Origin of the sequence: Lysobacter antibioticus (assembly GCF_000731095.1) — a bacterium.
Lineage (GTDB): Bacteria > Pseudomonadota > Gammaproteobacteria > Xanthomonadales > Xanthomonadaceae > Lysobacter > Lysobacter antibioticus_B.
The window spans coordinates 70,360-82,849 of the sequence record NZ_JMTZ01000004.1; the positions used below are offsets into that span (position 1 = coordinate 70,360).

The following is a 12,490-nucleotide window of genomic DNA, read 5'->3' on the forward strand; positions in this document are numbered from 1 at the left end:
TCAACCCATTTGCAATCGCCACAATCGGGCGTAAACCGTATCGCGCGCGACAAGCTCGCGATGCGATCCGTTTTCTACGACCGCTCCGCTATCGATTACCAGGATTCGGTCGGCATGGCACAGCGTATTGAGCCGGTGCGCGATACTGATGACTGTGCGCTCCTTGGCGATGACGTCTATATTGGCCATGATCGCCGCCTCCGATTCGTAATCGAGCGCGCTGGTCGCTTCGTCCAGCAACAGGATCTTGGGCTGGGTGAGCAGCGCTCTAGCTAAGGCGATACGCTGGCGCTGGCCGCCCGACAAGCGCGAACCTCGTTCGCCGACCTGGGTGCCGTAACCCTCGGCCAGAGATCGAATAAAGGAATCGGCGCCGGCCAGAGTGGCCGCCTCGACGACTTCCGCCTCCGACGCCCGGGGTCTGCAGAGCGCGATATTTTCCGCTACCGTTCCCGAAAAGAGCACGCTTTCTTGCGGCACCACGCTCATTTGGCGACGCAATGCAACTGGATCCGCGATAGCGAGATCGACGCCATCTACCAATACCTGGCCGCGCTGCGGGACGTAGAGCCGCTGCAACAACCTGCCTATCGTGCTCTTACCCGATCCGGACGCCCCGGTGATTCCGATGAATTCGCCCGGTCGCACCTCGAAGCTGAGGTTGCGTAGGACTTCCTGGCCATCCTCGCCATAGCGAAACTGCACCGCGCGAAACACGACGCCTCCCTGCAGCTCAGGGATCGACGCCAAACCGCCGTTACCGTTCTCCGTGGGCTCATCCAGAACATCTCCAACCCGCCGCAGAGAGATCAACGCGTGCTGCAAGTCCTGCCACGTCTGCGCCAAACGCAGGATCGGCTGGGTCAGGTGGCCGGCAAGCATATTAAAGGCGACCAATTCACCAGCGCTGAGCTTGCCGTCCATCACCAAACGAATGCCCCACCAAAGGAGCAAACCACTGGACAGCTTTTGAACCAAGCTGACTCCCTGGCCGATGGCTATGCCCAGCACACTGGCATGAAAGGCTGCGCGGACGAACTTCGCGAGCTCGCCTTCCCATTGCCGTAGGAAGCCACCCTCAGTAGCGGTGGTCTTTATGACCTCGATACCTGCTATCGATTCGGTCAAGAACGCCGTGTTGTCCGCGCTGAGCTCATACTCCCGCTTCGCCCGGGAGCGCAGAAGCGGACCAAAGACCATCCAGATCAGGAAATAGATCACCAGGGTCCCGACGACCGCCAACGTCAGTTTGGCGCTGTAGGAGATCATCGCGGCGATGAACAACCCGAGGAATAGCAGGTCCAACACCAGGGTCAGGGTTGACCCGGTGAGAAACTGGCGGATATGGTCCATTTCGCCGATTCTGGCGATGATCTCGCCGGTCTGGCGCTTCCGGAAATACCCCATGGGCAATGCCATGAGATGCTGATAGACGCGTGCAGAGAGCTCCGAGTTGACTTTGGCGGCGAGATTCGAGAACAGCCAGGAACGCAGAAACCCATACGCGGGCTCGAACACGGCCAGTGCCAACATCGCGATTCCCAACACATGCAGGCTGGAAATACTGCGGCTCACCAGTACCCGATCTATGATGTTCTCGAAAAGTGCAGGCGTAGCAAGTGCGATGATCTGCAGCACCAACGATACCAACAAGATGTTTCTGAACTGACCGATATGTTTCGTTATCGATGGAATGAACCAACCGAATCCGAATGGCCGTCTATTCGGACGGTCTGTGGCTTCGCCTAAGAGGATCGCCTGCCCTCGCCACAGTTCGGCGAGGCCCGCGTGAGTCTCGTCCAGGCGCGTTTGCGTGCCTGGGTCATGAAGTATCGCCCTTTCCGTGTCCGCAAGCTCAAGCACTAACCAGCCTTTGGCCGTGTTGATTAGCGCTGGGAGCGGCAACGCGCCGATCCGATCAACCCCGGTATCGACGCTGCGTGCCCTGACACCGATCAAGCGAGCGCATCGACAAATGTCGTGGCTGCCGACCGGCCCATGCTCCAGGCCTAGCCGATGACTCAGTTGCCCGGGCTCAACGGATACGCCGAAATGACGCGCCGCATAAGCCAGGGCGCTTAGGCCGCTGTGCGGTACAGCTATAGCCCCTACTGCGGTACGCAGCTCTTTCTCGACTGCGGCCATTACCGTTCCCTCAGCGCTTCCGAACCATACTCGCGTAGGGGACTAAGCAGATAGTCGATGACCCTCCGCTCGCCCGTGCGAATTTCTGCGACCACGCTCATGCCTGCCTGCAGCGAAAGACTCTTGTCCTCGGACGACATATGGAATCGCTGCAGCTCGACTCTTGCCGGAAAAACCAAACCCAGTCTTTCGTCCTTCACTGAGTCGCGCGAAACATGGATGATCTTTCCCGGAATCGTGCCGTAGCGGGTATAGGGATACGAATCGATCTTCAGCTCTACGGCTTGGCCAGGACGCACGAAGCCCACGTCTCCGTTCAGCACCATGACCTCCGCCTGCAGCCCTCTCTCGCTAGGCACAATAACCATCAACTGCTCGCCAGGCTGTATCGCGCCTCCAAGGGTATGAACCGCCAGCTGTTGTACGACCCCCTCTACCGTTGCCCTCAGACTACGTAGACGAAGCTTTTCATTGGCCCTGACTAGCTGCTGAGAGAGCCCGGAGATCTCGATCTCTACCGCACTTAAGCTGTCGTGGTACTCCTTCGCGGTTTTCGCCAAGTAGCTGTTACGTTGGCCTACCATAGATTCGTGCTGGGCCTTGAGAACACCTAGTTCAGCCTGTTGCTGAGCGATCGAGCGTTCTATTTCCAGCCTTTCTCTTTCTTGTTGCTGCAGCTCCACATTCGACAGCAGCTTTCTTTCCGCCAATGCACGGTAGGCCCCTAATCGATCCTGTATGTTCTTCGCAAGCTTTCGTAGCGCAGCGATATCGGTTCCGCGCGCATGCTGGCCGGCCCGATTGATGCCCATCTCATCCTGCAGAGCGACGAGATTGGCCATCCTTTCTCTTGTCACGCTAAGAAGATGCTCTTTTGCGCGAGCGACTTCCTCGCTGGGCACTCCCTCGGGAGGAACGAAACCGCCGACCGGATCGTCTGTTAGCAAGGCTTGCAGCCTGGCCCGTTCCAGGAGTTTGAAATTGAGCTGGCTACGCAGCTCGCTCAGTTCAGCGTTAGCGCCGACAGAATTCAAGCTGATCAGTAAATCGCCGGCCTTGACCCGCACACCATCGCGTACATGAATGGCCGAAATTTCACCCGCCTCGATGGCCTGTACTACCTTAGAGTTGCTCGGCACCAACAGGCGCCCGACAGCGTCCGCTTGAATATCGAGGTGTCCCAATATCGCCCAAAGTAGCGCCGCCAGGAACACAAAGATCAGAGCAGCGGCGGTTCTGCGCGACCACGGCACCGGCGGGCGCTCGACGATCTCCAAGAACCCTGGCTGGAATTCATACTCATCGCGGCTTCGCTTGGGAACAGCCGAACCGCTGCTCTTGCCAAATAGATCCCTGGAAACCGACTTAATGCGATTCATGAACATCTTCCGCTCCCGTACCGCCAAACGCCCGCTGTAGTTCGTATAGCCTGGCGTAGCAGCCTCCGCGAACAAGCAGTTCTTCGTGACTGCCAATCTCAGTAACTCGACCTTGCTCCAAGGTGACGATTCGATCGCATCGGCGCACCGCAGACAGGCGATGCGCAATCGTGATGACCGTTCGCCCTCTGGCAATTTCAGCCATGTTTTCTTGAATGACGGCTTGTGACTCATCATCGAGAGCGCTCGTGGCCTCGTCGAATATCAGCACTCTTGGGTTCGCCATCAGCGCCCGGGCTATCGCGACTCGTTGACGCTGCCCCCCAGAGAGAGAGCTACCCGCCTCCGCTAGTACGGTGTCGTAGCCAAAGGGCAACTGCAGGATGAAATCGTGGGCGCCGGCAAGCTTTGCCGCATGGGCGACATCGTCCAACGACGCAGCAGCATCTCTGATGGCAATGTTATGTCGGACACTACGATTGAAGAGATAGCTCTCCTGCTGAACCACGCCGATCTGGCTGCGCAGATACTTGGTATCCATTTGATGAAGCGGAATACCGTCAAGATGGATCTCGCCCTCGTCCGGGGAATGGAGCTTCTGCAGGAGATGAGCCAGCGTGCTTTTACCTGAGCCGGAAGGCCCAACGATACCGATGCTCTCCCCCGCGTTGATATCGAGATTGACCCCCTTGAGCACTGGCTCCGAATCCGGCTGATACCGGAAAACAAGACCGCGAATTCGCAAGGATCCGATGATCGGGTTCTCGGGCCTCAACCCAACCTGCTCTTGCTCGGCCGGCAGGTTGAGCATGTCGCCCAGTTTTTCCACCGCAACTCGTGCCTGAACGAATTGCTGCCAGAGCTCTATGAGCTTCGCGATGGGCGCATTGACGTGTGACGCCATCATACTGAAGGCGATCAGTTGCCCGATCGTAAGTTCCAGGGAGGTAACCATGCTGGCGCCGACCCAAATGATGCCGACCGCAACAACCTTCTGCAGCAGCACCACCCCATGACTGACGGAGCTATTCAAGGTTTGGGTATGGAAGCCTGCCTCGACCGCCTCCGCGGCTTGCGATTCCCAACGGCGAAGCATTCTCGGCTCCACCGCCATGCTCTTGATTGTCTCTACGCCCCTGACAGATTCGTTGAGAAGTGACTTGTTCATTGCAGCGGCTTGGAACTGCCTCTCGATGCGCTTCTGCAGCGGTCTTGTACTCGCATAGGCAAGAGCCAGGTAGAACGGTAATCCAGCAAGCACGACCAAGGTCAAGGTCCACGACAGACGCGCCATCACGTAGAAGAAGACGAAGGTAAAGATCACGTCTACGCACAGGGTCAACATCGACCCGGTAAGGAAGTTGCGAATCCCCTCCAATTGCTGTACCCGGGCGATGATTGTCCCGATCTGACGGGACTTGAAGTACATGAGAGGCAAGCCGAGAACGTGTCTAAACAGCTTCACTCCGAGAGCTATATCTATCCGGTTGGTGGTGTGAGTGAACAGGTACTCACGCAGCCCGGTTAGAACCACTTCCCACAGCCCGACCACAATCAGTGAGGCTGCGAGAATATCCAGCGTAGACAGCGCCTTGTGGACCAAAACCTTGTCCATTACCACCTGGAACAATAGGGGCGCCGCGAGAGCGAGCAACTGCAAAATCAACGAGATGAGCAGCACCTCGCCAAGTAGGCGCCTGTGACGAATGAACTCTGGGATGAACCAGCGGATATCGAACTTGAGCGATGAGTCGAGTATGCGGATGACCTCGCCTGTCCAGTCCGCCTGTAGTTGATCGTTAGTCACGACCTGCGGGGCTGAGTCACCGGGACAGAGCACCAGACCCTGCGTTGGGGATAGACCCAGGAGTACCTGGTAGCCGCCCCCTTTAGCTCGGAAGGCCAAAGGCACCTTAGAGGAGCTTAATTTCCGATAGCGCACGCTCGACAGCGCCAAACTAGTGCCGTGTACTTCGCCGTAATGAAGCACAGCGCGTTTCAGCTCCGTGGTAGCAACCGCGTAGTCAGGATCCTGATCCCGGCCTTTTGCGAGTCGTAGCAATAGACGGCAACAGCCCAGAGCCGAAGCTAACTCATCGGGAGGACGACGCTCCTGTTCATTTCTATTTGCCATAATTTGCCTCGAAACCACGCCCAACCGACTAGCAATAGAGCACCCGAGACCAGCCTCAGCTTCTTCCTACGGATTTCTCCAACTGCATATTAAGTAGCTAATCGGTAGCCAGGAAACTGGGAAAACTCTTGGCACACTACGGCTGGAACGGCCCACGCGCTGATCGCCCCCCCGGCATTGCCTGTTCGCGAATCAAGTGGCCTCGGTCTTTGGCTATGCCGCTCCGCCGAATTCGAACGATTTCGGTTGAGCAGCAGGAAACTGCCCTGGTCCTATCTACCAGTTTCTTCTGGCATCTACTTTCCTATCGACTCCACCAAGAAGACGCTAACGTTCTGCTGCAATCGAATGACCGCCCCTGATGACACCGGCGTTGAAATTCGGCTCCACTTGCAAACACCATCGTTAGGTAGATTGGGGGAATTTTCCGCGCTAGACCGTGTCGGTGAGTATCTATTCGGCAGAACTATGCTCGGCGCGAATCAGCAGATTACACACAATAGAATTTCTACGCTGGTGAACTTCTCCGAGAGGGACTCGTTAGCAGAAGACGCCCGTCTAAGCACCCGTGACGATCTGGCCAGGTCGCCCCCACTTCTATCGCGGATTGGAACAAAATTCGCCCATGTTCGCTGCGCGGCGCAGCGTTTACGAAGCTGCGTTCTATCTTCAACTCGGCACTGAGCAGCTCCATTAGGAACTGCGTTGCCGGTGCTCCGGCTCCATTATCGTCCATGGCGACTTTGGCCGATTTCGGACATCCGCTCTGCAATCGACAAATTATGCAGGTTGTGCATCGAAACATTGAAGGCGCGATTGATGCCAATGTCCGCTCGCATTAAGACAGCGCGATCATGAACCACGCGCTCTGCCACAGCTAGGGTCAGCGCGTTGATGAGGTCGTCGCGCTCCGCAACCCGGATTACATCGGGGACTCGAATCCATCCTGGCTCCATATCTGACCAGCGTAAGAGAGCTCCTGCTCCAACGAGCGAGCCACGCCTAAGGTCTATCTTTGGCTGGTAAACCAGTTGCAGATCCGTGCCGATGCCATCGCAAATTCCATCGTATATCAGCGCTGCTGCCGGGGGACTGCGGCCGTCTTCCGCACTGTCGAACTGTATTCGCGAAGCTTCTCTATCACAGAATCGAGATCCACTAATTTCGACACGGCCCCGAGCAAGTCAGACCTTTCGCTTGGGCAAGTTTCTTGCTCACGTCCAATACACGATGATCCTCGCCACTCAGCAGGACGATCGCCGGGGCTTAAGACAACGAAGCGACCTGACTCATCAGGTGGATCCCGTCCATGTGCGGCATATTTAGATCGCAGATCATCAGCTCGAAAGGGCCGGCCGCCAGCCGCTCCAGAGCATCGATGCCACTCGCCTCGGTATCGAAAGATTCACAGCCCGCGCTCATGAGCAGCGCAGAAATGATTTCCGTAATCATTGCATCGTCGTCTACGATCAGCATCTTGAATCCGTTCGTGTGGGACGTGCTGGGCACGGTGGCGTCTCGCATTGCGGAAGATAGCAACGAAAATTGCCTAACTGCGCTCGCAGAACGGCCGGCAGACCAGAGGAGCGACCAGCCCCTCCCTATGCCATAGTTCACTTATGAATTGACGGGCATGCCTTCGATAGGAGTATCTACATTGGATACACGCAGACTCCTGACCTATCCATGATTTATGCCACCGGCGCCTCAAACAGGGCAATTATTTGCCCTGACTGCTTTGCAGATAGTTCCTAGCCAACGACAGTGCGAGTCTAAGCTCTCGCTTCGCTGTTTCAACATGCCGATTAAATAATGCCTCATCGCCTGCAGACTGCGATGCCGCACGCTCTACTCGAGCCAATGCATGACCCGCCGACTCCTGACCCAACTGAAAGCAGCCCGACTTGAGCTTATGGGCCAACTCACCAACTCTGCCGAAGTCCCTGCTCTGCATTGCTCTCTCGAGAGAGATCAAGTCAGCATTCGTTGTGCGGACAAAGATATCAATTACGCGATTGAAGGCGGATTGATTTCCCCGAACACTATCCATCAATGGAGAAAATTCCGCCTGGAGGTCCTGTATTAAACGGTCTCTCTGCCTGTCCAGCTCAGACGCTTCGAGAGTTTTCAGCAACTCGGACAGCTTATCTTTAAGGGTGTCGATCGACAGCGGCCTGGTCAAGAATCCATCTATATCGAGCTCCAAACAGCGCTCTTGCTCGGCAGCAAGAACGTCTGCCGTAATCATGACAATCTTAAGACGCGGGCTGCCGGTGTCCGCCTCTTGCTTGCGGATGCGGTCAGTCAGCCGATATCCATTCAAGCGCGGCATTTGCCCGTCGGTGATAAGAAGCTTGTAGCGGCCAGGAGGAAGCTGAAGCGTGCTCCATGCCTCCTCTCCGTCCTCGGCGGATTCGTATGTATATCCAAGTCGAGCCAATTGCCTCATTGCCACTTCGCGATTGATCAAATTGCCCTCTGCCAACAGGATCGGATGATCATGCTTGGCTATAGTTTCCGTGTGCAAAGCAACCCCTCCCATTTCTCTCCTCCCTCCTGCCGAGCGCCCGGTAACGAGCTCTATGCCATACGTAAGCGCGGAATGCGCAGTGGGTTCCCTTCGATCCACACAACTCCTGGCGATCGCGATTTCGATTGAAGGAGGTGCCCAACAGCGATGACTGGCATGACGGACGTTCTCGCTTCGCGTCGGAGCGACGCGATATGGGCATCCGTCGGCTCCCTCTTGTCGATGACCATCGCATCTACCGATGCAAGCTCGGTGTTCTGAACTCTCGCAATTGCCGACTCGGAAGTCTGAGCGACTTCAACCGTTGCACCCAGCCAGCGCAGCGGCTCATGAATGAACCTTCTGGCATCGTGCTCCGCGGCGATCACTAGAATCGTCATTCCTCGCAATGGCTTCGACTCAAAGTCCGCCACCTCCACTACCGGCGCAGCAATGGCCCGGCTAAAACATGTGCCTGCGCCTATCTGACTCTTGCATTCAACCCCTCCCATCGCCTCGATGAGATTCTTGACAGTGCTCAGTCCCAGCCCCGTCCCTCCGAATCGACGCGTCGTAGCGGCGGAAGCCTGCCTGAATGGCTCGAACGGTAGTACGTATCGGAATCCGTTCAAGACGGCCGTTCGCCCGATCTAGTCGCTGCAGAACTCCGTCTTGATTACCTATCCACAATGCGTCAGAAGTGTCCGCAAGCAATAGGGAAATTCTACTTGCGAGCGAATCCGGAACGCTCGGATCGCGGTCCAGAGAATAGAAGCTATGACCATCGAATCGATGGAGACCATTGTTTCCGCCAATCCAAATGAATCCGTACTTGTCAACAAGTACCGTCAACGCTCTATCGCTGGCAAGCCCCTTATAACGATCAAAAAGATCGAAGGAGGTTTCTCCACTGTCGTGACTTAAATGAACTGATAGAAGCGGCGTTGCGATGGGAGCGGCATTACCCCCGCCGGGATTAGCAGGACTAACGAGAGCAATCCCATTACCAATCGCCGCATAAGATTCATCCCCGTCGGATCTAGACCAATAGCATCTGCCTAGTCCGCGCACCAGTAGCAAACAAGCTTTCCTGGATTTAGTATCGGCTTTGCATTCCACGATAACTATAGACAAAAGGAAGCCCAGCACGCCAGACAAAGGGGAGGCTGCTTTTTAAGGCGGATCTATCTTCACGCCCGCCCCTTGAAAGCGCTCGGGACGCAGGCTTGGGGTCAAACAACTTAGTTGCAGAAGTATGTGGCACCAGCTTAGGCAGCGCACTTTCGAACATAATTTTAACGACGCGCTATTTCCTTTATGTCCGGGTAACGGCACGTTCAATAGTCAGCATCGGGCCTCTGATCGAACGGGCAGACAGGGCCGTGTCGGCACCCATCGCAACGAACATGAGCTTCTGCCAAGGATCCGGAAATGAGCTGATCTTCCCAGCCCATCATCGCTCCACAGTTACTTCAAGAGGAAATGACGGCATCCCGATCACGATACTGCGCTTCTCTTTCGGGAAGCTCTGGCCTTGGCAAGCCCCCCATTGCAGCCAAGATAACTACGCAGAGATCACCTTGACTCTCGAAGCCTACAATAGGGCCGAGCGAATACTTTCGCGACTGCTGACGACCCCAAGCATCAAAAGCCTCATCCCAGATATCGCTTTGCCGTGCACCGCTACTATCCAAAAACGCGGTCAGTGGAATGACGATATACCAGCCGCCATCGCGAGCCGGCTGCCAACGATCGTCACCCAATTCATGGAGCCACGAAAAGCTTAACATATGACCTCCAAAGACTTGAGATTGCGTTAACCAAAACGAGGAAATAGCGGCGCCTAGAGCACTCTCACCTAGTTTAGTTTGACCTTCTCGAATCCATGTCGAGCCAGCTTATCTATGCGCTTGGCTCCCGCGCAGTGACAGGAACAGGGCAACGATGGGCTCAAATCATTAGCATCATCACAACTTACGGTCGATCGGCTTGCCGCGCAATTGCCAACAACTCCGAGCTACTGCCTCGAGCTAGTGCCTAGTGACCTCACCATCTGCCGAATCGGACCCTACTTGACATCCTCCGATCCGACGAGCGACGAATTCTTCTGCGCGATTCAGGGAGCACACGATCTCCGGTCCTCGCTCGCGATAGGCGTCAGCAAAGAGCTCGTCCGGAGTACGCGCCAAGTCTGCCGCTGCCTCCGCCGCATCGCGCTCACCTACCTGCAGGCAACTGAAGAAGATTAAACGTGCGATATCCCGTGCGGCCAGCCATCGCCGATCACCTGCAGCTTTGTCAAGTTGATGCAGATCCTTAGTCGCAGAGCGATAGAACTCCCATACGACCCGCTGAACCCGGTCTTCATCGTTATGAAGCAGTCGGGCGAGCTCCGGAAAGTGGGCTGTCATCAACGATTCTCCTCACAGGCTCTAACAGTTCTTAGTCCCGCTCTATACACACAGACCCTCATGAATCTCCATTGCCAACTCGGCGAAGCCTACACGCATGATACGCATCTTCCATATGAGCTCGCACCCAGAAAACTTTAGCTGCACTGCAAACTACAGTTGGCAACTGGGACTGCGTTTTCAGGCTTATCTATTTCCTGAGCATGCGACATTCAGCAACATCAAGATTGAGGTAACAGGCAATTGCGGCGCACGATAGAGCATCTAAAGCAAGTAATCGAGCCCGTGCTGGACGAGGTACTTTCCGATTTCATCTTTAGATTTCAAACCGAGCTTACGAAACGCGTTGTACTTATGAAACGCCACAGTCTTGTAGCTGCGATTGCTATCAATCGCAATCGCTTGCAAATTCTCCCCTCGCGCTAAGGAAATTATAACTGCGCGCTCCCCGCTAGTCAGCTGGCGCCAAGGATGCTTAGCCGCCACATCTAAGTCGATCGCCGGATCAACATAGCGCCCCCCTGCGATCACGGCATTGATCGCCTCGATTGCCACCTCTGGGCCGCTGGCCTTTGAGACAAAACCACGAGCACCTAACTCCATCAAAGTCTGGGCGAGGAATGGCTGCTCCGAACCAGTGTAAATTACCACTTGAAGGTCAGGCAGCTGAGTCAAAACGGCTTGCAGCAACGGGGCACTGTTTAACCGACCGGGCATATGTAGGTCCAGCACTAAGCAGCGCCAGACCTCCGCCTGCAGACGAAAGAGCAGCGCGTCACTTCCCGTTACAGAACCCACAAGAACGCGGTGCTCACCGAACGCGGCCTTTATCATCTCTGCGAGTGCAACGATGATAATGGGATGATCATCGGCGATCAGGATACTTAAGGGTAATGAGTCATCGCCCATTCTTCACCTGCCTCGCCCCTTACCTTCTGAGGACGCAACATATAGCAGCGCCACATAGCCCATCTCAAGCGGTCAGCGAGCCCATGTGCGGCGGCACCCGACAGCCTCCCAATAGGCATATCTCACGCCGTCAGCGGCATTCGCACTGAAGGTACAACAAGACGTCAACAAGGCAGCCGACCAGTACATTTTCATAGGGCTATCTATCCAAACGCTGACGGAACCTCCCTCGCAACCTTGCCACGCTGCCCAAGATCCATTGTCATTAAGCGCCGCCCCCATCAAACACCATTTGGCTGCAGCCGGTATTTGTCGAATTTCAGCTTGATCATCCGCGCACTTCGATGACTGCTACCGGCGCTCGCGCTTTCGTTGCTCATCTCGATGCTTGACCAGAAGCAGGCTCAAAAGAGCACCCAGGTCACTCGCACCAAGAGCGCACTCGACTCTCGACCAAATATTCGCTTCGTACCAGCGTAAGTAGCGGATATAGACCGATCGGCGCGAACCGTACTTCGCCGGCAGTGCGTTCCAGGATGCTCGATTGACCGCTACCCACAACACGGCTTCGACGAAGCGCCTGTATTGGTTCCTATCGTGCTTCGCTCTGCTCGCTATATTCCCCGAGAGGGATGCGACTATGAAACTCCACTGCTCATCGCTTAAGTACGCCTTTGATTCGGCCGAGGCAAGTTCGTACTTGATCATGCGAATTACCTCCCCAAAGAGCGGGAACTATGGACTCCTCTGGCACCTAATTTTCTAGCTCGAATCATCTACAATAGACAGGTGAAGCGCACATTCCATATGCTTTACTCGCATCCTTTCCACAAATAGATCCAATGTCTATCGACACGGTCCTGTAGAAACTGACAAAGTGGAGTTGAACAAACCAGGCCGATCAATAGCTGCCCGTCAAGTTCAAGAACCATCCGCGATGCTTGTAGTCGAAGTCGGTCATGTCATCGCTAAACTCGGTGAAGTTGTAGCCGACGCCGAGTCG

General features: G+C 55.6%; 10 protein-coding genes and 1 pseudogene. All 11 read right to left on the bottom strand.

Going from position 1 to position 12,490, the window contains the following annotated elements:
- The 11 genes and pseudogenes from EX88_RS0101235 to EX88_RS27425 all read right to left on the bottom strand — a co-directional run bounded on the left by EX88_RS0101235 (nucleotide 1) and on the right by EX88_RS27425 (nucleotide 12,195).
- The gene (locus EX88_RS0101235; RefSeq protein ID WP_031370208.1) at nucleotides 1-2,145 is read right to left on the bottom strand and encodes a type I secretion system permease/ATPase; all 2,145 of its coding nucleotides are present in this window, start codon (nucleotides 2,143-2,145) and stop codon (nucleotides 1-3) included.
- Nucleotides 2,145-3,524 carry an HlyD family type I secretion periplasmic adaptor subunit gene (locus tag EX88_RS0101240; protein ID WP_200875782.1) on the bottom strand — a complete coding sequence of 460 codons (1,380 nt, stop codon included), beginning with the start codon at nucleotides 3,522-3,524 and terminating at the stop codon, nucleotides 2,145-2,147. Before EX88_RS0101240 ends, EX88_RS0101235 begins: the two co-directional genes overlap by 1 nt.
- Complete coding sequence (locus EX88_RS0101245; RefSeq protein ID WP_051884296.1) at nucleotides 3,511-5,658, bottom strand: type I secretion system permease/ATPase; 2,148 nt, start codon at nucleotides 5,656-5,658, stop codon at nucleotides 3,511-3,513. The genes EX88_RS0101240 and EX88_RS0101245 overlap by 14 nt, the downstream gene beginning before the upstream one ends.
- 725 nt (nucleotides 5,659-6,383) lie before the next feature.
- Entirely contained in the window at nucleotides 6,384-6,821 is a 438-nt protein-coding gene (locus EX88_RS24980; protein ID WP_081930525.1) for an EAL domain-containing protein, read from the bottom strand.
- 103 nt (nucleotides 6,822-6,924) lie between these two features.
- Nucleotides 6,925-7,134, bottom strand: a complete 210-nt coding sequence (locus EX88_RS0101250; RefSeq protein ID WP_036147812.1) for a response regulator — start codon at nucleotides 7,132-7,134, stop codon at nucleotides 6,925-6,927.
- Nucleotides 7,135-7,378: 244 nt separating this feature from the next.
- Nucleotides 7,379-8,200: a response regulator gene (locus EX88_RS0101255; protein WP_081930526.1), complete on the bottom strand. Its 822-nt coding sequence runs from the start codon at nucleotides 8,198-8,200 to the stop codon at nucleotides 7,379-7,381.
- Nucleotides 8,201-8,238: 38 nt separating this feature from the next.
- Entirely contained in the window at nucleotides 8,239-8,799 is a 561-nt protein-coding gene (locus EX88_RS27415; protein WP_161786059.1) for an ATP-binding protein, read from the bottom strand.
- A gap of 178 nt (nucleotides 8,800-8,977) precedes the next feature.
- Nucleotides 8,978-9,316: pseudogene (locus EX88_RS27420) on the bottom strand (hypothetical protein); the annotation flags it as partial.
- A gap of 323 nt (nucleotides 9,317-9,639) precedes the next feature.
- Nucleotides 9,640-9,957, bottom strand: coding sequence for a hypothetical protein (locus tag EX88_RS25620; protein WP_152566034.1), 318 nt, complete (start codon nucleotides 9,955-9,957; stop codon nucleotides 9,640-9,642).
- A gap of 885 nt (nucleotides 9,958-10,842) precedes the next feature.
- Entirely contained in the window at nucleotides 10,843-11,487 is a 645-nt protein-coding gene (locus EX88_RS0101265; RefSeq protein WP_051884298.1) for a response regulator transcription factor, read from the bottom strand.
- Nucleotides 11,488-11,838: 351 nt separating this feature from the next.
- Nucleotides 11,839-12,195: a transposase gene (locus tag EX88_RS27425; protein ID WP_081930528.1), complete on the bottom strand. Its 357-nt coding sequence runs from the start codon at nucleotides 12,193-12,195 to the stop codon at nucleotides 11,839-11,841.
- Between the last annotated feature and the right edge of the window lie 295 nt (nucleotides 12,196-12,490).